The organism is Monashia sp. HAY1-11D (assembly GCF_056868035.1).
Window position 1 is genome coordinate 50,512 of sequence record NZ_CP200320.1, and the last position, 20,018, is coordinate 70,529.

The following is a 20,018-nucleotide window of genomic DNA, read 5'->3' on the forward strand; positions in this document are numbered from 1 at the left end:
TCAGGCACCTTCCGCCGCAGGGCCGCCCGCGAGGAGATCGGCGGGCCGACGCTCGGAGCGGACGGGGCCGGCGAGGTTGGCGCGCAGCCGGCGCCGCGCCGCGACCCCGCGCTCGCCGGGCAGCACGACGGCGCGCACCCCGGAGCCGAGGACCTGCCCGAGGCGGCTGACCTGCCAGCCCAGCGCCCCGTGGTGCTTGCGCAGGAACAGCTCCTGCGCGGCCTGCACGTGTCCCTCGCGGCGGTCCGGGTCGGTGCTCGTGGCCGCACCGACGTGGACGGCGCGGGCCTCGGGCACGACGGCGTGGCGCCACCCGAGACGGACCGCCCGGGCCGCCCAGTCGGTCTCCTCGCCGTAGAGGAAGAACCGGTTCTCGTCGAAGGCGCCCACGTGGTCGAGGGCCTCGCGGCGCAGCAGCAGGACCGAGCCGATGACGTACCGGTCGCGGCGCCACCGGCCGAGGCCGACGGCGTCGAGCCACGTGCCGAGCGGGGACGGGAACGGCCACGTGACGCGCGAGGCGTGACCCCCGGCGTCGACCTGGGCCGGGCCGACGCTGGCGAGGCCGGGGTCGGCGGCGAGCGCGGCGACGAGCCGGTCGACGTCGGCGGGGGCGACCGACGCGTCGGGGTTGACGAGCAGCACGTCGGCCTCGGCCGGGACGTGGCGCAGCCCCTCGTTGACCCCGGCCGCGAACCCGCCGTTGCGGCCCGGGTCGACGTACCGGGCACCGTGCCGCTCGGCGACGGCACGGACCTCCGGTGACGACGAGTTGTCGACGACGGTGACGCCGTACCCGGCTGGCACGAACGGCTCCAGGGCGCCACCGAGGAGGTCGGGCCGGCCGTACGCGACGACGACGACCTCCACCGGGCGCTGCCCGGGGCCGGCCGCGGAGGGCGTGCGCGTCGCCGACCGGTAGAGCGCATCGTGCGCGGCCGCGACGTGGTCCCACGACGACGCGGCGGCCCGGCCCAGCCCTGCCGCGCGCAGCCGCTCGGCGGTGGCGGCGTCGCGCCCGGCCTCCACGGCGGCCTTGGCCAACCCGGCGGCGTCACCCTCGGCGACGACGAGCGCGGCGTCGCCCACGACGTCCGGCAGGGCGCCGCTGTCGCTGACGACGACGGGTGTCCCGCAGGCCATCGCCTCCAGGGCGACGCGTCCGAACTGCTCGACCCACGACCGCGTCGTCAGGGACGGCACGCAGAGCACGTCGACGGAGCGCAGGAAGCCGGGCAGGTCGGCCGGGTCGAGGGCGCCGAGGTGCTCGACACGCTCGGCCACCCCGAGCTCGACGGCGAGCGCCTCGAGGCGGGACCGGTCCGGGCCGTCACCGGCGACGCGCAGGCGCAGGCCGGTCTCGATCGCGAGGGCCTCCAGCAGCACGTGCACGCCCTTGGCCGGGTCGAGCCGGCCGGCATACCCGACGACGACGTCCTCGTCCCGGCTCGGTGCGCGCCGCGGTGCCGGGGTGAAGGTCGTCAGGTCGGTGCCGAGGTCGATGGTGCGGGCCCGGCCCGGGAAACCCTTGCGCTCGACGATGCGTCCGGCGGCGTCGTTGCACACGGACACGCCCGACGCGTGACGCAGGGCCCACCGCTCGAGCGATCGGAACGGCGGCGGGTAGCGCTTGTCGATGTTCTGGGCGGAGTAGAGGACGTAGGGGGCGCGCTGGCGGCGCAGCCGTCGCAGCAGCAGCACCTCGGCCGTCGCGAGCGCGAACGGCTCCTCGTGGACGTCGACGACGTCGAGCGGTCGGCCGAGCGCCCGCCAGATCGGGCGCGGGTCGTAGAGGAAGAGCGCGGGGTGGCGTCCGACGGTGCCGACGCCGGTCACGCTCTCGCCCTCACGCGGCGCGAGCGGAACGACGCGTCCGCCCTCGGACCACGCGCGCGCCGACAGCAGCTCGACGTCGTGCCCGAGCCGGCGCAGCGCACGCTCGCGCTCGCGCCAGCCGTCGACGACGGCGCTGTGGGACACGCGCAGCGTCCGCATCGGCCCCCTCCTGACCGTTCCTCCCCGCACCACCGTGGTCGCGGTCGGCCCTCCCCCGGGCCACCGGTGCGGATGTCGCTGACTCGGCCCCGGGATTCGGATGATATGGGACGATGCTCGCACGTACCGTCGAGATCGGCCGGGGGGACCGTGACTTTTCGAGACTTCCTCACTGTGCTGGGGGCGCGGTGGCGGATCGTCGTCCTCTGCCTGCTGACGGTGACCGCGGCCACGGCCGTCCAGACGATGCTGACGCCCGCCGTCTACACGGCCAGCGCCAAGATCTACCTGTCGGCCACCGAGCCGGTCGACTCCAAGGACGGCAAGTCCGGCACCTACGCCGTGTCGGCCACCGACCTCGCCACCTACCTCGACGTCCTCACCTCGCCGTCGGTCACCGAGCCGCTGACCGAGCGTCTCGGCCTGGCGCCGGGCACCCCGCTCGGCCTGGCCGGCGAGGTGTCGCAGACCTCGAACATGATGACGATCAGCTCGACGGGCGGTGACCCGCGGCTCGTGGCCCGCGTCGCCAACGAGGCGGGCCCGGTGCTGGCCGAGGTCGCCAAGAAGTTCTCGCCGCTGCTCGCCTCGAACGGCCAGTCCGTCGAGTCCACGACGATCGCCCCGGCGGGGGTGCCGGCCGAGCCGATCTCGCCCAACGCCAGGCGCAACCTGCTCATCGGTGGTCTGCTCGGCCTGGCCATCGGCATCGGCCTGGCGCTGCTGACCCACACGCTCGACACGAAGGTGCGCAGCGAGGAGGACATCAAGGCGCTGTCGAGGCGCCCGATCCTCGGTGACATCCCGCTCGTCAAGGCGGCCAAGGACGCCACCGGGTTCCTCAGCCTCGAGTCCGACCCGCACGGGCGCCACGCCGAGGCCATCCGTCGGCTCCGCACGAACATCCTCTTCGTCGACGTCACCACCGGCGGCCACTCCTTCGTCGTCACCTCCTCGGTTCCCGGCGAGGGCAAGACGACGACGACCGTCAACCTCGCGCTGGCCATGGCCGACGCCGGGTCGCGGGTGCTGCTCATCGACGGTGACCTGCGCAACCCGTCGGTGGCAAGGACGCTCGGCCTCGACGGCGCGTTCGGCCTGACGACGCTGCTGCTCGGGCACGCCGAGCCCGACGACGTCATCCAGCAGTGGCGCGACACCTCACTGCACGTGCTGCCGGCCGGCGCCGTCCCGCCGAACCCGAGCGAGCTGCTCGGCTCCGAGCCGATGGAGCTGCTGTTCGGCAAGCTCGCCCACGAGTTCGACTTCATCCTCGTCGACAGCCCGCCCGTCGTGCCGGTCATCGACGCCGTGCTCATCAACAAGCTGACGCGCGGCCTCATCATGGTCGTCGGCGCCGAACGGACCCGGAAGAAGGACCTCGCGAGCGCCGTGCAGTCGCTCGAGACGGTCGAGGCCCCGGTGGCCGGGTTCGTCCTCAACATGGTCTCGTCCGGGTCCTCGACCGCGCACCGGTACGGCTACTACGGCTACAACCGGGACGCCGACGCCCGGCCCACGAAGACCGGCACCGCCGTCAAGGCCGGAACCGCCGTCAAGGCCGGAACCGCCGTCAGGGCCGGCACGGCGGCCAGGGCCGGCGCCGTCTCGCGCGCCGACCAGAAGCGGGCCCGGCACGGCTGACGCGTGCCCGTCGGGCCGGGGCGCGCCGCCCCGGGCCGGCCGACTCGGCGGCGTCAGGTGAGGGGACGCAGCAGGCCGCGGGCGAGGAGGTCGGCGGTGAACGCGTCGACCTGGGTCGCCACCGCGTCGGGCTGCTGGTCCCAGCGGGTGGCCACACGCAGGGGCCAGTCCTCGGCCGGCCCGGTCGTGGCGGCGGTCCAGATGGAGGCGGCGACGCCCTCGAGCACGTGGATCGGCCCGCCCGGCAGGGCGGCCACCCACACGGTCAGGCCGTCGGCCGACACCACGGCGCCGACGTCGTCGGCCGCGGCGAAGGCCGGACGCGAGGCCGGCGCGCCGGACGCGGGCGGCAGCGGAGGGGCGCTCACGGCGTGCCCCTGGGGGCCTTGTGGCCGTTGTGGTCCTTGCGGGACCGTCGGCGCAGCTGCTCCCCGATGCCGCGGACCGGCCGCGCGAAGAACTCGGCGACGACCTCGCGCCGGCTGACCGGCGCGCCCCGCACGATGGTCAGGTGCTCGACGTTGACGAGCACCGACCGCCCGGCCACCCCCACCTTGGCGCGCAGGCCGCGGGCGGCGCGCAACCGGGCCCGCCACTCGTCGACGCGGGTCCCGCCCCGCGACGCGACCCGCCACAGGTCGTAGGCCGGGTCGCCGGCGTGGTCGTCCAGCGTGCCGGTGATGACGGAGAACGCCAGCTGCGCGCCGAGCCGGTCGACCTGCTCGAGGACGGCCGCGCGCTCGGGGCCGCTCGCGCTGGTCCACACGGCGTCGACGTCGTGGGCGGCCTTGGCGTCCTTGCCCGCCCGCGCCGCATGGAGCAGCAACAGGCATGCCTGGGCCGTGCGCGAGGGCACCGCGCAGCTGCGCCCGCCGAGGGTCGTCGATCCGTGACCGTCCCACAACGCCTCGAACGCCGCCTCCGGCGTCGGTCCCGTGCCGGGGAAGACGCGGTGCACGTCGAGCAGACCGAAGTCCTTGTGGCGCAACGTCGCCGAGTGCTCGAACGAGGAGGCGTAGGCGAACGTGTTGATGAGGTCCCAGCCGTGGTCGCGCAGCGTGGCCAGCACCCGGGCCACGTCCCGCGGGTGCACGAGGACGTCCGCGTCGGAGTAGCCGCGGCCGGGAACGAGCGAGGGGTCCAGGGCCGCGCCCTTGACGTGGAGGACGCGGGCACCCAGGTGGTCGGCCACGTGCTGGACGGCCGCGTGCGCGAAGGCGATCCGCACGTGGAGCGGGACGTCGACGAGCGGCTCGGTGGCTTCGGCAGCGTCCTCGGCGGTGTCCCCCGCAGTCATAGAGACAACCCCCATACACTGCGAGCCAACCGGACGATCGCACCCTAACAGCCGGCTCGACGCGGCGGACCCGGTCGCGGCGATCCACCCGGTGCGGACCGGAGAGCGAAGGAGGGGTCACGTGTCGCGCCCGGCCCCGGTCCGAACCCGAGTCCGCTGGCTGCTCGTCGGCCTCGCTGCCGCGGCCGGGTTCGTCCTGGCCGCACTGGTGTTCCTCCGGACCGGTCCGGGCGACACCGTGGACCGCTGGGTCTCCTCCGCCGTGCTCGACGGGCTGCCGGCCCCGGTGCGCCGCGGTCTCGACGCGCTGGCGCGGCCGTGGCTGCTCGTGGCGCTGGCCCCCCTCGATGCCGGGTTGATGCTCCTGGCCCTCGCGCGACGGGGATGGCGCCGGGCCGCTCTCGCTGTGCTCGTCGCCGGCGCCTCGGCGCTGGTGTCGGCGGGCGTCGACGTTCCGGCGACGCTCCACCTGCCGGGCGAGGGCTATCCCTCCGACCACGCGACGGTCGGGTTCGCCCTGCTCGTGGCGCTCGGTGTCCTCTGGCCCCGGCCGCTGGGTCGCCGCGGCCTCGGTGTCCTCGCCGGGCTGTCGGTCGTCGTCGGGACCGGCAACGTCAGCTGGTACGCCCACCGTCCGGTCGACGTGCTCGGGAGCGCGCTGCTCGTCGCCGCGGCCACCGGTGTCGCCGTCGGGCTGCTGGGTGGCGACGCGACGAACGTCGGCGTCAGAGCCCGACGGAGCGCCAGACGCGAGCGTGCCCGAGGGCGGCGGCCTCCCACGTGAACCGGCGGGCGCGGGCGCGTCCGCGCGCCACGAGCGCGGCCCGGTCCGCTCCGGCGGCGAGCGCGTCGAGGACCCCGGCCGACAGGCCCGGGCCGGTCGGCTCGACGAGCAGTCCCGCGTCGTCGACGACCTCGGGCAGGGACGACCGGTTCGAGGCGACGACCGGGACACCCGCCGCCATGGCCTCGAGCGCAGGCAGCCCGAACCCTTCGACAAGCGAGGGCACGACGACAACCTCGGCCGCGGCGTAGAGACCGGGCACGTCATCGCCGGGCAGCCGTCCGGTGAGGACGACGCCGGGCAGGTCGGCGAACAGCCGGGTGCGGCGCGGGTGGGGCGGGCCGGCCAGGACGAGCGTGAGGTCGGGCCGGGCCCGGTGGATGACGGGCCACGCCTCGGCGAGGGCCGTCAGGTTCTTGCGCTCGGACGCCCCGCCGGCCGTCAGCACGAACGGACCGGTGACGCCGAGCGACTCGAGGCGGCGCACCGGCAACGGGGTCGCCTCGAAGAAGACCGGGTCCACGCCGTTCGGGACGACGTGCGGGTCGCGCACGCCCAGTGCCTCGACGGCCTCGGACGCCGTGTACTCGGACACGCACACGACGGCGGCCGCCCGGCGCAGCTCCTCGGCCGCGGCCCGCACCGGCGCCGACTCGTCGGGGAACCGCCAGGCGACGACGTCGTGCAGCGTGACGACCTCGAGGGGCGCCGGCGGCAGCTCGAGGCTCATCCGGTGCACGAGCCCGGCGCCGTGGTGCAGGAGCCGGCCGACCGCGGCGCGGGGGGCCGCCGGCGCCTGGGACAACCACCCCATCGGCAGCCGGACCGTGCCGGGGAGGGGCGAACGCAGCGAACGAGCGACGGTGCGTCGCACCTCCCACGTCTCCCCCGGTCCCGACAGCACCTCGAGCGCCCCGGCCGCCCGCGAGGCCACGTGCCCCTCATAGGCCTGCGCGCCCATGGGCACGGCGGTCGCCGTCGTCGCGATGGTGAGACGGGGCACGCGTCCTCCTCTGGTGTCCGCAGGCGTCCGGGTGTGTCGGTCCCCGGTCACGTCCGTCCGGCTGGTCCGGTTCCGCCGTGTCGGGTCGTGCCCGCATCGTAGGGTGAGTCCCGCCGCCCGGACCGGGACCCGGGCCGCTCGACCCCCGAGGAGGCGGCGTGACCGGTGGCCGACCGACACGCGTCGCCCTCGTGGCGTCGTCGTACGACCCGCACGTCGGCGGCGTCGAGTCGCACGTCCGGCACGTGGCCCGAGAGCTGCGGCGCCAGGGCACGCAGGTGCAGGTGTGGACCGTCGACCGCGGCGAGCACCTCGGCGACCGGGTCGTCGACGACGTCGTGGTCCGCGACCTGCCGACGCCGATGCCGGCGCGCCGGGTACGGGCCCTGACCGACTTCCTCCTCGCAGCCCCCGGCGCGTGGCGTCGCTGGCGCAGGGCGCACCGGGCCTTCTCCCCCGACGTCCTCCACGTGCAGTGCTTCGGCCCGAACGGGGCGTGGGCCCTCGCCCTCGCGCGTCGGACCGGCACGCCGCTCGTCGTGTCGAGCCATGGCGAGACGGTGGCCGACGACCACGACGCGTTCGGCGGGTCGGCGCTGCTGCGTCGGGCGCTGCGTCGGGCGGCCGCGGAGGCCGCGGTGACGACCGGGTGCTCGGAGGCCGTGCTCGCGGACCTGCGCAGGCGGTTCGGCCTCGAGGGCGGTGTCGTCGTGCCCAACGGCGTCGACCTCGAGGCGCATCCGCCGGGCCCGGCCGGGCCGGCACCCGTCGACGGCGCGCCGGTGGTCCTCGGTGTCGGGCGCCTCGAGCACAACAAGGGCTTCGACCTGCTCGTCGAGGCGATGGGACGCCTGGCCGCCGACGGGCGCGACGCCGGGGCCCGGCTCGTCCTCGTCGGCAGCGGGTCGCAGGAGGCCGCCCTGCGGGAGCGCGCAGCATCGCTCGGCGTCGGTGACCGGCTCGAGCTGACCGGTGCGCTCGACGAGGCGGGCGTCGACGCCTGGCTGCGGCGAGCGGCCGTCGTCGTCGTGCCGAGCCGGGTCGAGGCGTTCGGGATCGTCGCGCTCGAGGCGTGGCGGGCGGGGGCGCCGCTCGTCGCCACGAGCCTCGGCGGGCCGGCCGAGTTCGTCGCCGACGGGACCGACGGCCTCCTCGTCGACCCCATCGACACCCGGGCCCTCGCCGACGCCGTCGCGACCGTGCTCGGCGACCCCGGCCGCGCCCACCGGCTCGCCTCCGCCGGGCTGGAACGCGTCGCCGCCTACGACTGGTCCACGGTCGCCGCCGCCTACGCCCGGATCCACGTGGATGTCCTCGCGGCAGCCCGGCCGGCGGGTTCCTGACCCCAGCACCCTCACCACCTGCCCCGACAACCGGAGCAGCAGCAAGGAGCCACCCTCCACCCACCAGCACCCTCACCACCTGCCCCGAAAACCGGAGCAGCAGCAAGGAGCCACCCGCCACCCACCAGCACCCTCACCACCTGCCCCGAAAACCGGAGCAGCAGCAAGGAGCCACCCTCCACCCACCAGCACCCTCACCACCTGCCCCGAATACCGGGGCAGGTGGTGAGGCGAATGGGGAACACGGCCGCGGACCGGCGAGGGCCAGGGACCGGCGAGGCCACGGTCAGTGGGCGGTCCACGGACCAGGTGCGGGTGCCCCGCGTGGAGGGCCCCTCAGGTCGTTCGCGTGGCGCCGCCGAGGAGGACATCGAGCAGCTTCGAGGTCGGGCGGCGGACGCGCGCGGGCACGACCCGGTCCACCGCGCCGCGGTCGTCGACGGTGAGCCCCGCGCCGACGAGGCGCAGCACCCCGACGCAGACCGCCGTGCCCACCACGCCGGCCGCAACCGCCCTCAGCAGCACCGGACCGGGCATCGCGGCGCCCACGAGGTAGGCGCCGACCGCCGAGAGGGATCCGACGGCCAGCGGCACGGCGTCGTGGAGCACGACACGCAGGGGCAGCCGGAGCGCCCTCAGCTCGCGTCCGGCCAGGATGCCCAGGCTGGTGAGGGCGCCGCCGGCGTTCGCGACGACCGCGCCCCACACGCCGAGGGAGGGCACGAGGGCCACGGCCAGGCCGAGGTCGACGACGAGCGCCACGAGGTAGGCCACGAGGATGGGCCGCCCGGACAGCCGTGCGGTCACGAAGGCGAAGACGGGCCCACCTGCCGTCGCGACGCCGGACGTCACCGCGAGCACGAGCACGACCGGCGACGCGTCGGCGAACTGGTGTCCGTACAGCACCGGCACGAGCAGGGCCAGCGGTGCAACGGCCGCCGCGTCCACGAGGGCGACGACGGTCGCGCCGCTGCGCACGACCCGCCGGAACGCCGGCGCGACGGCGGTCTCGTCGATCTCCCGGAGGCCCGAGATCGCCGGGATGAGCGGACCGACGATGGCCTGCGCCGGGGCGAAGGCGTGCACGGCCAGCCCGAACGAGAGGGCATAGATGCCGAGAGCCTCCGGCGTCGCGAGCCAGCTCATGACGAAGACCTCGCTGCGCGAGGACACGAGCCCGCTGACGACGCCGGCCAGCCCCATCGGCACGGCGAATCGCCAGAAGCCGACGGGCAGCCCGCGCGGCAGCGCCGGCCGCAGCACCGCACCGCGGTACTGCGGCGCGATCCGCAGCAGGCAGAGGCCGACGGCAAGCCCCGTGACGACCAGGCGCGTGGCCCACACGGCATCGGGCGTACGCACCGCGAGCGCCACGACGACCACCACCGCCTGCGTCAGCAGCGTCGTGACGAGCGCGATCTTCGCGCCGTCCGCGGTCTTGTTCTCGATGCCGAGGCTCGTCGCACCGCCGTCGAGCAGGGACGGCAGGACGACCCCGAACAGCAGGGCGGTGCCCATGGCCCACGGCGGGACGTCCGCCATGACGAGCACGACGACGAGCAGCACGGGCATCGCCACGACGAGGCGGAAGCCCTGCCACTGCGACAGCAGCCGGGCCACGTCGGCAGTCCGCCCGGCCGCGTGGGCCTTGGCCCCGAACTGGATGACGGCCGTGGCGAACCCCGTCGTCAGCAGCCCCGAGACGAACTCCATGATCGCCGTGAGGAGCGCGAGCCGGCCGTAGTCGGCGGAGCCGAGGACCCGGGCCACGACGAGGTTGACGAGGAATGCGACAGGGATCGCGACGAACGTGTGCACGACCGTCCACGCCGCGCCGCGCACGGCGCGCTCCTGCAGGTGGCCGGCGCTCATCGCCGACGGGTCGTCGCCGACATCGCGGCCCGCTGCGGCATCGGGCACGAGCGGCCTGGCGCCGGAACCGGTCTCGTCACCGGGCGATGAGGCCGGCATGAGCGGCAGTATGTCAGCCGGGTCGGCCGGATGCGGTCGATCCGTCCGTTTCCAGCCGTTTCGCATCGTAACCTCGCACCGTGTCCGGACGAGAGACGCCGATCCGCGAGGCTGCCCAGCACGAGGGGCAGCACGACGCGCGGCGCCCAGCCGCGCGGCGGCCCGTCCGCGTCGCCCTGCTCGACCACACGGCCGAGCTCGGTGGCGCCGAGCTGGCCCTCGTCCGGGTCATCGAGGCGCTCGAGCCGGGGCGGGTGACCCCGGTCGTCGTGCTGTTCTCGGACGGGCCGCTCGCCAAGCGAGTACGCGCCGCCGGCCACGACGTCGTCGTCGTGCCGCTCGCCGAGGACGTCGCCGGCACCGACCGGCGCGCCGGCGCCTCGGCCGCGCTCGACCCGCGCCGGCTCGTCGGCGGCGTGGCGTTCCTGGGTCGCCTCGTCTCGACGCTGCGACGCCTCGACGTGGACGTCGTGCACACGACCTCCCTGAAGGCGGACCTCGCCGGTGCGCTGGCCGCTCCCCTGGTCCGTCGACCGCTCGTCTGGCACGTGCACGACCGGCTGGCCGAGGACTACCTGCCCGGGCGCACGGCCCGCCTGCTGCAGACCCTCGCCCGGAGAGTCCCGCAGGCGGTCGTCGCCAACTCCGCGGCGACCGCGGCCACGCTGCCCGGTGCCCGAGGCCTCGCGGTGGTCCACCCCGGGCTGGCCCTCGCCCAGGTGGCTCCCATGCCGCGCACCCGCCAGCCCGACGGACCACCCGTCGTCCTCATGGTCGGGCGCATCGGCCCGACGAAGGGTCAGCTGGTGCTCGTCCGAGCGGCCCGTCGCGTCGTCGACGTGCGCCCGGACGCCCGCGTCCGCATCGTCGGTGCCGCGGCCTTCGGGGCCGACGCCTACGCGGCGAACGTGCTGGAGGAGGTCCACGCGCTGGGGCTCGCGGACGCCGTCGAGCTGGTGGGCTTCACCGACGACCCCCGGGCCGAGCTCGACCGGGCCGCGGTGGCGGTCCACGCGGCGACCGTCCCCGAGCCGTTCGGACAGGTCGTCACGGAGGCCATGGCCGCGGGCGTGCCGGTCGTCGCCACGCGCGGCGGCGGCGTCGACGAGATCGTCCGCACCGGGGCGGTCGGCCTCGACACCGGCCTGCTCGTCCCACCCAGCGACGCGGACGCCCTGGCGGAGGCGGTCCTCGACGTGCTCGACCAGCCCGAGGCCGCCCTCGCGCGGGCGGCCCGCGCCCACGCCGACGTGACGACGCGCTTCCTGGCCACCGGTTCGGCGCAGGCCCTGACCCGGGTCTGGGAGCACGCCGCCCGGGACCGACCTGCCCGCCATCCCGGCCGGGAGCCGTCATGAGCACGCCCACACCCCGCTGCTCCGTATGCTGGCGCTGACGTGAGCGCCGCGTCGGCATGGCGAGCCGGGCGACGCGCACGCACCCCGTCGAGCACCGGGAGCCGCGAGTGACCCACCGCCCGCGCGTCGCCATCGCGCACGACTACCTCACCCAGCGCGGCGGGGCCGAGCGCGTCGTCCTCGCCCTGCACCGGGCGTTCCCGGACGCCGCGATCCACACGACGCTCTACGACCCCGACGCCACGTACCCCGAGTTCCGCGACGCGCACGTCATCACCTCACCGATCGACCGCGTCGCCCTGCTGCGCCGTGAGCACCGGGCCGCGCTGCCCGTGCTGCCGTGGGCGGTGGCCCGCCTGCCGGTCGACGCCGACGTCGTCGTCGCGTCGAGCTCCGGGTGGGCGCACGGCGTGCCGACCACCGGGCGAAAGCTCGTCTACTGCCACGCCCCGGCGCGGTGGCTCTACCAGCCCGACGCCTACCTCGGCGGGCCGGCCTCGAGGTCGCTGCGCGGGCGCGCGCTGCTCGCCCTGGGCAGCCGGCTGCGCGGCTGGGACCGCGCAGCCGCGGCGTCGGCCGACCGCTACGTCGTCAACTCGAGCGTCGTGCGGGACCGGGTCCGCGAGGCCTACGGCATCGAGGCCGAGGTCGTGGCTCCGCCCTACGGCATCGACGCCGAGGGCCCGCGCCGGCCCGTGCCCGCGCTCACCGACTGGGCGGGCGAGGGCTACCTGCTCGTCGTGTCGCGGCTGCTGCCCTACAAGAACGTCGACATCGCGGTCGACGCCGTGCGCGGCCTGCCCGAGCGCCTCGTCGTCGTCGGCTCCGGACCGCTGGAGGGACGGCTGCGGGCCGAGGCGCCGGCCAACGTGCGCCTCGTCACCGGGCTCACCGACGCGCAGCTGCGCTGGACGTACGCCCACGCGTCGCGGCTGCTCGCCCCCAGCCTCGAGGACTTCGGGCTGACGCCGCTCGAGGCCGCAGCCTTCGGGGTGCCGACCCTGGCCCTGCGCGGCGGCGGCTACCTCGACACCATCGACGCGTCGGCCAACGGTGCCTTCTTCGACACCCCCACCGTGGAGGCCGTGCGTTCCGCGGTCCTCGACGCGCGGGACCGACGCTGGGACGCCGACGCCGTGCGCGCGCACGCCTCGCTCTTCTCCGAGGAGCGGTTCCACGTGCGGATGCGCGCCGAGGTGGACCGGCTGCTCGCGGTCAGCTGAGGGCGCGCAGCACGAGGACCCACGCGACGACCGGCGCGCCCACCGCGAGGATGATCGCGATGACGCGCTGCGCGGCCGCGTGCGCGTAGACCTTGGCGAGGACCGCGGCCACCACCCCGACCGCGAACACGCCGAGCGAGTACGTCGCGAACTCCGCGCTCAGCTCGACGATCTCGGGCGACCGGGTGATGTTGGCGATGGTGGCCGCCTTGCCCGCGGGTCCCCACGGCGCCGGCAGGGGCACCTGGGCCAGGAGGATGAGGGCGATCCCGAGCAGGTCGGTGGCGACGTGGTGGGGCCGCTCGACCGCGTTCTCGCGCCGGGACCGGGGCGCGGCCGGGACGTGCGGCGCCGGGCGCGTCAGGGCCCGCGGCAGCGTCCACAGCAGCCCGGGCAGACCCGTGAGCACGGCGAGGTAGGCGGCGTAGAGCTTGGGGCGGTTGTCCGAGGCGAAGCCGAAGACGGTGACGACGACCGGCGTGGCCTGCGCCAGGAGCCACACGTAGCCGGCGAAGGCGAGGACTCCGAGCAGGAGGACGGGGACCTCGGAGCGCCGACGGGTTCCGGCTCCGGGCATGGCGCCCAGTGTAGGCAGCACCCGGAAAGTCCGGATCCGTCCGCGCCCGCCACCTAGACTGACCGCGTGAGCACCCGCGAGACCGGCACCGACCTGTTCGACCCCGACCGGGTCGACGACGACGCGCTCGTGGCCGGGGGCTCGGGGTCCGCCGGGTCCCACGGCTCGGGCGGTTCCGGTTCGGGCGGTTCCGGCGGTGGTCGCCGCGCCCGTCGCGGCGACGACGGTGGTCGGCGCGAGAGGCGCCGCAACCGGACGGTGCTCGTCACCGCCCTCGTGCTCCTGCTCGTACCGGTGCTCGCGGTCGGCGGCTACCTCGCCTGGCTGAACCACGTCGTCACCGACAACGTCAAGCAGGAGCTGCTCCTGCCCGATGCCGCCGGCCCGGGCGGGCTGCCGACGCTGCCCGACGGCACGGTCGTCCAGCAGCCGGCCGGCAGCGGCACCAACTACCTCATCATCGGCAACGACGCCGGCCCCGACCGCGTCGGTGCCCGCTCCGACGTCATGGTCCTCGTGCACGTGCCGGCCGACCACTCGCGCGTCACCCTCATCCACTTCCCCCGCGACCTCTACGTCTCGATCCCCGGCAGGGGCAAGAACAAGCTCAACGCCGCGTACGCCTTCGGTGGCGGGCCGCTGCTCGTGCGCACGATGCAGGACCTGCTCGGGGTCCGTATCGACCACGTCGCCATGCTCGGCTTCGAGCAGTTCAAGAGCATGACCGACGCCGTCGGCGGGGTCGACGTCGACGTCGAGGAGCCGAGCAAGGACGACGGCTACGACTTCCGGGTCGGCCGGATGCACATGGACGGCGACATGGCCCTCGCCTTCGTCCGCGAGCGCAAGCAGCTGTCCGAGGGCGACATCTCGCGCGGCCGCCGGCAGCTGGCGTTCATCAAGGCGCTCATGCTCAAGACGCTGAACAAGGACGTCCTGCTCAACCCGGTCAGGCTGGGCCAGTTCGTCGACGCGGCGACCAAGAACCTCACCGTCGACCAGAACCTCGACGTGGGCACCATGCGCTCGGAGGCCCTCGCGCTGCGCGACATCCGGGGCGGCGACATCCGGTTCATCACCGCGCCGTTCACCGGCTTCGGCACGAGCCCGGCCGGCGCGTCGATCGACATCGTCGACGAGGTCAAGATGAAGGACCTCGGCGAGGCCATCCGCAACGACGAGCTCAACGCCTACCGGGACTGACGCGCACGGCGCAGGCCTCAGACCGTCGGCGGCCGCAGCGCGTGCGCCACGACGGGCAGGAGCTCCTCGATGGCGCGTCCCATCAGCGCGTAGGCCTCGGTGCCGCGCCCGTAGGGGTCGGGGATGTCCGACTCGCCGGCGGCGCGGGCCCGGACGAACCCGCGGCGGTCGCGGGCGGCCTGCGCGACCCGGAGCACCCACGGCGTCGGGTCCTCCCCCGGCGTGGTTCCGGACCCGGCAGCGCGTGCCTCCTCCGCGACGGCCCGCAGGTCGGTGTCGGCGAGCAGGTCGGCCAGCTCACCGAGGGTGAAGGTGTGCCGCAGGACCCGGGGGTTGAGCGCGACCGCGTCGGAGCGGTGCCGTTGGGTGGCCGTGACGACGAGGTCGGCGTCGGCGAGCACGGCAGGCGTCAGCTGTCGGGACGCGAAACCGGCCGTGTCGGCGCCGAGCTGCTCGAGGAGGGCCACCGACCCCGGCTCGATGGGCGCACCGACGAGGGCCCGTGTACCGGCGCTGCTCACCTCGAGCCCGGTGCCGGCGAGCAGCTGGGCGAGGCGGCGCTCGACGTACGGCGAGCGGCAGACGTTCCCGGTGCAGACGACGAGGACGCGTCCCGCGCGCGCCGCACCGGCTGCCGCCACCGGGTGCTCCCTCCCCACGCCGGACGCCGGGTCCATGGGACTGACCGAGCTCGCCGAGCTCACCGGGCCGCCTGGGCGGCGAGCTCGCGCGACCACGCGAGGCATGCCTCCCACGTCGGCAGCAGGCCGCCGCTCGCGGCCTCCTCGAGGGTGGGCGCAGCAGCGTCCTTCGGCGACAGGACCGGCTCGAAACCGTCCGGCAGGTCCAGGCCCACGCGCGGGTCGAGCGGGTTGACGCCGCGCTCGGCCACGGGGTTGAAGACCTCCGAGCAGAGGTAGACCGCCGTGCCGTCCTCGACGCACGCGAGGGCGTGCCCCAGCCCTTCGGCGAGGTAGACGGCGCGCCGGTCGACGGTGTCGAGGAGGACGGAGTCCCACTCGCCGAAGGTCGGTGACCCCACCCGCAGGTCGACGACGTAGTCGACGAAGACGCCCCCGGTGGCCGTGACATACTTGGCCTGCGACGGCGGCACGTCGGCGAAGTGGATGCCGCGCAGCGCGCCGGCCCGCGACACGGAGATGTTCGTCTGCCGCACGGCCATCTCGTGGCCGAGCACCGCGGCGAGGTGGTCGACGCGGAAGCCCTCGGCGAAGACGCCCCGCTCGTCGGCGAGCTGGCGCGGTGTCACCTCGAAGGCACCGGAGATGCGCAGCGGTCGGATGTCCATCAGCGGGCGTCCTCCGGTCCGGGTCGGTCGGTACGGGTGCAGCGGCGGGCGAGCCGGCTCACGGGGTGCCCCTGCCCTCGTCGAGCAGCGCCTGCAGGTAGCGACCGTAGCCGCTCTTGACTTGCGCGTCGGCGTGCACCTGCAGCCCCTCGTCGTCGAGCCAGCCGTTGCGCCAGGCGATCTCCTCGACGCAGCCGATCTTCAGGCCCTGGCGGGCCTCGACGACCCGGACGAACGCGCTGGCCTCGATGAGTCCCTCGAAGGTGCCGGTGTCGAACCACGCCGTGCCGCGCGGCAGGACGCTGACCGACAGGGTGCCGCGCCGGAGGTAGATGTCGTTGACGGCCGTGATCTCGAGCTCGCCGCGGTCGCTCGGGGTGAGCCCCGCGGCGATCTCGACGACCTCGTTGTCGTAGAAGTAGAGGCCGGGCACCGCGAAGCTGCTGCGGGGCTTCTCCGGCTTCTCCTCGATCGACACGACGCGCCCGGTCTCGTCGAACTCGACGACGCCGTAGGCGGTCGGGTCGGCGACGCGGTAGGCGAAGACGTGGCCGCCGGTCAGGGTCGTGTTCTCGGACAGGCGTGTGCCGAGGCCGGGACCGAAGAAGATGTTGTCGCCGAGGACGAGGGCGACGCTGTCGCCGCCGATGAAGTCGGCCCCGAGGACGAAGGCCTGGGCCAGGCCGTCGGGACTCGGCTGCACGGTGTACGTGATGGACATGCCCCACTGCGAACCGTCACCGAGGAGCCGGACGAACTGCTCGGCGTCCCACGGCGTCGTGATGACGAGCACGTCACGGATGCCGGCCATCATGAGCGTCGAGAGCGGGTAGTAGACCATCGGCTTGTCGTACACGGGCATCAGCTGCTTGCTGATCCCCCGCGTGATCGGGTGCAGCCGGGTGCCGGTACCGCCGGCGAGCACGATCCCCTTCATGGTGAGCCAGCGTAGGGGGCGGTCACGCGGTCCGCGTCCACGCCCGCAGGTCCGAGCCCGCCCGCCACGTCGTGTCGCCGACCGCGAGCCAGCCGGCCTCCTCGACGACGGAGATCGACACGCGCCCCTGGGGCACCCCGTCGGGCGCGGCGACGCAGGCGATGCTCGTGGTCGAGCCCGAAGCCGAGCCGGTCGAGCCCGCCGAGGTGCCGGTCGAGGCGCCGGTCACGCGGGCCACCTCGATGCCGTCGCAGCCGTCGGCGACCCGCGCGACGTACGCGCGGGCCGAACCCTGCTCCTGCCGGACCGACAGCGCGAGGGCGCCCCCGACGCGCGTGAGCCGGGACCACGCGGCGCCGCCGTCCGAGGAGGTCATGACGGTGCCGTCGGCGCAGAGGGCGCGGGCGCTGCGCGCCGAGACCCGCGCGAGGTCGACGAGCGCGCCCGCTCCGCAGGGGCGGGCGGACGGGCGCTCGGGGGTCACCGCCGTGGACGTCGCCCCACCGGGCGTGCGCGACCACGTCCCGTCGAGCGCCCGTGGCGCCTTCCAGGACCGCGCGCCGTCCTCGGTGACGTACTCCTCGGCGCTGCACGACGCGTCGGCGCCGATGACGAAGGCGTTGTCGGCCGACACGGGCTGGACGCGTCCGAGGGCCCTGGCCGGCACGACGCGCGAGCCCCAGGTGCGTCCCCCGTCGGCGGTCACCTCGAGGGCTGCACCCCCCGTGTCGCAGGTGCCGAGCACGGCGCGCCACGCCCGGCGGTCGTCGAGGGCGACGACGACCTGGCGCAGCGGGACCGGACGCGTCTGCGGGCTGCGGGCCGGGGTCGCGGTCGACGTCACCGGGGTCGAGCGCGGGGCCGGCGCGGCAGGCTCGGCACCCACCGCGTCGGGGCGGAAGGCGAGCGCGACGAGGGCGGCGTCGGCGACGAGGAGGACGAGCAGGCCCATGAGGGCCAGCCGCCCTGTCGAGGAGCGCATCCAGCGGGTCACGGCCCTCACTCTACGGACCCGCCGGGACGAACCAGAGCAAGTCGGGCACGGCGGCACTAGGATGCGGCGCAGAGCGAACGTGTCGGATGCACCCGGGGGATCGACCTACGGCTACGTCCCGGAGGCCGACCGACGGAGAGAGACGAGACTTGTGGAGCTCCAGGACTACCTGAACGTGATCCGGAAGCGGTGGATGATCATCGTCGCCGTCACGCTCGTGACCCTCGGCCTGTCGGCGGCCTACACGGCGCTGTCGCCGCGCACGTACGCCGCCACGACCCAGTTCTTCGTGTCGACCTCCGGGGACGACACCGCCACCTCGCTCCAGCAGGGCAACACGTTCACCCAGGCACGCGTCAAGACGTACGCCCAGCTGCTCGAGACGCCGAAGGTCCTCGACCCGGTCATCAAGAAGGTCGGCCTCGACACGACGTCCGACCGGCTCTCCGCCCAGGTCGCCTCGGCCATCCCGCTCGACACGGTCCTCATCGACGTGACGGTCACGGCGAGCAGCCCGGCGGCCGCCCAGCGCATCGCGACCGGCATCGCCGACGTGTTCCCCCAGACCGTCGCCGAGATCGAGCGCAAGCCGGGGCAGGAGAGCCCCGTCAAGGTGACCCTGACGACCCCGGCCCAGGCCGACCCGACCCCGGTCAGTCCGCGGCCGACGCGCAACCTCGCGCTCGGCCTCGTCCTGGGCCTGCTGCTCGGCTTCGGCCTGGCGCTGCTGCGCGACGTCCTCGACAAGTCGGTCAAGTCCCAGCGCGACCTCGAGACCGTCACCGACCGCACGCTCCTCGGCGCGATCGCCTTCGACACCGACGCCTCCGAGCACCCGCTCATCGTCCAGGTCGACCCGCGCAGCCAGCGGGCGGAGGCCTTCCGGTCGCTGCGCACGAACCTGCAGTTCATCGACGTCGCGGACCCGCCGAAGTCGATCGTCGTCACGTCGTCCCTGCCGGGCGAGGGCAAGTCGACGACGACCGCGAACCTCGCCCTCAGCCTCGCCGAGACGGGCCTGTCGGTCGTCGTCATCGAGGGCGACCTGCGCCGGCCCCGCCTGCTCGACTACCTCGGCTTCGAGGGCTCGGTGGGCCTCACCGACGTCCTCGTCGGACGCGTCGAGGTCGACGACGTGCTCCAGCCGTTCGGCCGCACGGGGCTGCGCCTGCTCGGCGCCGGCCCCATCCCGCCCAACCCGGCCGAGCTGCTCGGCTCGGCGAACATGGAGCGGCTCGTCGAGGACCTCAGCGAGCGGTTCGACTACGTCCTCATCGACGCTCCCCCGCTGCTGCCGGTCACCGACGCAGCGGTGCTGAGCACCATCGTCGACGGCGCCATCGTCGTCGTCGGAGCGGGCGTGGCCCAGCGCGAGCACGTGCGCCGCGCCCTCGAGTCGCTCGAGGCCGTCAACGGCTCGATCCTCGGCCTCATCCTCAACCGCGTCCGCGCCAAGGACGGCGGCGCCGGCTACGGCACCTACGAGTACGACTACCGGCCCGAGAGCGAGCGCCAGCGCGCCAAGGACCGCTCGGGACCGCGTCGGTTCCGCCGCCCGGTCGCCACCGACGAGGAGACGGTCGGCCTGGTGACCCCGCGCCCGACGAGCGGCGCCGCGCCGGCCCGCCCGGCCGCCGTGGGCTCGCCGCCCGGCCAGGCCGTCCCGGGGTCCGACCCGCAGGCCGGGGCCCCGCAGCAGTACCCGACGGACGCGCCGGCCCGTCCGGCCGACTCGATCTACCGCTGAGGTCGGCCAGTCAGCCGACGGCCCGCGACGATCCGACGACCGCGGCCAGCGTGATGAGCACCGCGTCGAGGTGCTCCTCGATGCGGGCGAAGGCCTCCTCGTGGGTGCGGGCGGAGCGGCCGTAGGGGTCGACGACGTCGACGTCGCCCGGGGCGCGCGGGGCGACGGTCCCGCGGGCGGCCGCGGCCTCGGCGACGACCTGGTCCAACCATGGCTGCGCCGGCACGATGGGCCGCCAGGAGTTGGATCCCCGGCACAGGTCCGCGAAGTCGCCGAGGGCGAAGCACCGTCGCATCGACGCGGGGCGCAGGCGGGCCACCTCGCCGCGTTGGACCCGCGTCATCGTCAGGACGAGGTCGGCGCCCTCGAGCAGCTGTGGCGTGACCTGACGGGCGCGGAAGTCGGTGACGTCGGCCCCGAGCCGACGCAGCTGCTCCCGTGTCTCGTCCTCGATGCCGGAGCCGACCACGGCACCGGTTCCTGCGCTCTCGATCCGCACGCCCGCATCGGGCAGCAGCTGTCGGAGCCGACGCTCGGCGTACGGCGATCGACAGATGTTGCCGGTGCAGACGAAGAGGATGCCGCGGGTCTGAGGGGTGGCCCCGAGCATCTGTGCCCCCAAGGTGTCGGTGT

The 20,018-nt window shown here is 74.9% G+C and carries 18 protein-coding genes; 7 read left to right on the plus strand and 11 right to left on the minus strand.

The genetic code is table 11. The features are described 5' to 3' along the window. Positions 1-1,995, minus strand: a complete 1,995-nt coding sequence (locus AC1VM9_RS00225; protein ID WP_483120457.1) for a glycosyltransferase — start codon at positions 1,993-1,995, stop codon at positions 1-3. 150 nt (positions 1,996-2,145) lie between these two features. Here AC1VM9_RS00225 and AC1VM9_RS00230 point away from each other — a divergent pair, with 150 nt between their 5' ends. Then, positions 2,146-3,639 (plus strand): tyrosine-protein kinase domain-containing protein, encoded by a 1,494-nt coding sequence (locus AC1VM9_RS00230; RefSeq protein WP_483120459.1) that lies wholly within the window; start codon positions 2,146-2,148, stop codon positions 3,637-3,639. Between the two features lie 53 nt (positions 3,640-3,692). Here the strand turns inward: AC1VM9_RS00230 and AC1VM9_RS00235 are convergent, their stop codons facing one another. Both AC1VM9_RS00235 and AC1VM9_RS00240 read right to left on the minus strand, forming a co-directional pair. Continuing rightward, positions 3,693-4,007: a hypothetical protein gene (locus AC1VM9_RS00235; protein WP_483120461.1), complete on the minus strand. Its 315-nt coding sequence runs from the start codon at positions 4,005-4,007 to the stop codon at positions 3,693-3,695. Then, positions 4,004-4,936, minus strand: coding sequence for a nucleotidyltransferase family protein (locus tag AC1VM9_RS00240; RefSeq protein WP_483120463.1), 933 nt, complete (start codon positions 4,934-4,936; stop codon positions 4,004-4,006). Before AC1VM9_RS00240 ends, AC1VM9_RS00235 begins: the two co-directional genes overlap by 4 nt. Positions 4,937-5,057: 121 nt before the next feature. Here AC1VM9_RS00240 and AC1VM9_RS00245 point away from each other — a divergent pair, with 121 nt between their 5' ends. Then, on the plus strand, positions 5,058-5,720 hold the full coding sequence (locus AC1VM9_RS00245) for a phosphatase PAP2 family protein (protein WP_483120465.1): 663 nt from the start codon (positions 5,058-5,060) through the stop codon (positions 5,718-5,720). On the opposite strand, the gene AC1VM9_RS00250 is transcribed toward AC1VM9_RS00245, so the two are convergent. After that, positions 5,662-6,723, minus strand: coding sequence for a glycosyltransferase family 4 protein (locus tag AC1VM9_RS00250; protein ID WP_483120467.1), 1,062 nt, complete (start codon positions 6,721-6,723; stop codon positions 5,662-5,664). The two genes, AC1VM9_RS00245 and AC1VM9_RS00250, sit on opposite strands and share 59 nt — an antisense overlap. Positions 6,724-6,881: 158 nt before the next feature. Here AC1VM9_RS00250 and AC1VM9_RS00255 point away from each other — a divergent pair, with 158 nt between their 5' ends. Continuing rightward, positions 6,882-8,066, plus strand: coding sequence for a glycosyltransferase family 4 protein (locus AC1VM9_RS00255; RefSeq protein WP_483120468.1), 1,185 nt, complete (start codon positions 6,882-6,884; stop codon positions 8,064-8,066). Between the two features lie 336 nt (positions 8,067-8,402). Here AC1VM9_RS00255 and AC1VM9_RS00260 read toward each other — a convergent pair whose 3' ends face one another. Continuing rightward, entirely contained in the window at positions 8,403-10,037 is a 1,635-nt protein-coding gene (locus AC1VM9_RS00260; protein WP_483120470.1) for a lipopolysaccharide biosynthesis protein, read from the minus strand. 80 nt (positions 10,038-10,117) lie between these two features. Between AC1VM9_RS00260 and AC1VM9_RS00265 the strand changes: the two genes are divergently transcribed. Together AC1VM9_RS00265 and AC1VM9_RS00270 are read left to right on the plus strand one after the other, a co-directional pair. Continuing rightward, entirely contained in the window at positions 10,118-11,395 is a 1,278-nt protein-coding gene (locus tag AC1VM9_RS00265) for a glycosyltransferase family 4 protein (protein WP_483120472.1), read from the plus strand. 107 nt (positions 11,396-11,502) lie between these two features. Next, a complete protein-coding gene (locus tag AC1VM9_RS00270; RefSeq protein ID WP_483120474.1) occupies positions 11,503-12,618 on the plus strand; it encodes a glycosyltransferase in 1,116 nt (371 codons plus the stop codon). Here AC1VM9_RS00270 and AC1VM9_RS00275 read toward each other — a convergent pair. Then, positions 12,611-13,195, minus strand: a complete 585-nt coding sequence (locus AC1VM9_RS00275) for a hypothetical protein (RefSeq protein ID WP_483120476.1) — start codon at positions 13,193-13,195, stop codon at positions 12,611-12,613. The two genes, AC1VM9_RS00270 and AC1VM9_RS00275, sit on opposite strands and share 8 nt — an antisense overlap. A 66-nt stretch (positions 13,196-13,261) precedes the next feature. On the opposite strand from AC1VM9_RS00275, the gene AC1VM9_RS00280 reads away from it, so the two are divergent. Beyond that, entirely contained in the window at positions 13,262-14,398 is a 1,137-nt protein-coding gene (locus AC1VM9_RS00280) for an LCP family protein (RefSeq protein WP_481340975.1), read from the plus strand. A gap of 17 nt (positions 14,399-14,415) precedes the next feature. Here the strand turns inward: AC1VM9_RS00280 and AC1VM9_RS00285 are convergent, their stop codons facing one another. From AC1VM9_RS00285 to AC1VM9_RS00300, 4 genes are read right to left on the minus strand one after another with little or no spacing between them, the layout of a single operon-like run. Continuing rightward, entirely contained in the window at positions 14,416-15,039 is a 624-nt protein-coding gene (locus tag AC1VM9_RS00285) for an arsenate reductase/protein-tyrosine-phosphatase family protein (protein ID WP_483120479.1), read from the minus strand. Positions 15,040-15,098: 59 nt separating this feature from the next. After that, a complete protein-coding gene (locus tag AC1VM9_RS00290; protein WP_483120481.1) occupies positions 15,099-15,707 on the minus strand; it encodes a dTDP-4-dehydrorhamnose 3,5-epimerase family protein in 609 nt (202 codons plus the stop codon). Between the two features lie 58 nt (positions 15,708-15,765). Beyond that, entirely contained in the window at positions 15,766-16,644 is an 879-nt protein-coding gene (rfbA, locus tag AC1VM9_RS00295; protein ID WP_481340972.1) for a glucose-1-phosphate thymidylyltransferase RfbA, read from the minus strand. Positions 16,645-16,666: 22 nt separating this feature from the next. After that, positions 16,667-17,638, minus strand: a complete 972-nt coding sequence (locus tag AC1VM9_RS00300) for a hypothetical protein (protein ID WP_483120483.1) — start codon at positions 17,636-17,638, stop codon at positions 16,667-16,669. 151 nt (positions 17,639-17,789) lie between these two features. Here AC1VM9_RS00300 and AC1VM9_RS00305 point away from each other — a divergent pair, with 151 nt between their 5' ends. Further along, entirely contained in the window at positions 17,790-19,385 is a 1,596-nt protein-coding gene (locus tag AC1VM9_RS00305) for a tyrosine-protein kinase domain-containing protein (protein ID WP_483120484.1), read from the plus strand. Positions 19,386-19,395: 10 nt separating this feature from the next. On the opposite strand, the gene AC1VM9_RS00310 is transcribed toward AC1VM9_RS00305, so the two are convergent. Continuing rightward, the gene (locus AC1VM9_RS00310; protein WP_483120486.1) at positions 19,396-20,007 is read right to left on the minus strand and encodes an arsenate reductase/protein-tyrosine-phosphatase family protein; all 612 of its coding nucleotides are present in this window, start codon (positions 20,005-20,007) and stop codon (positions 19,396-19,398) included. Positions 20,008-20,018 lie beyond the last annotated feature (11 nt).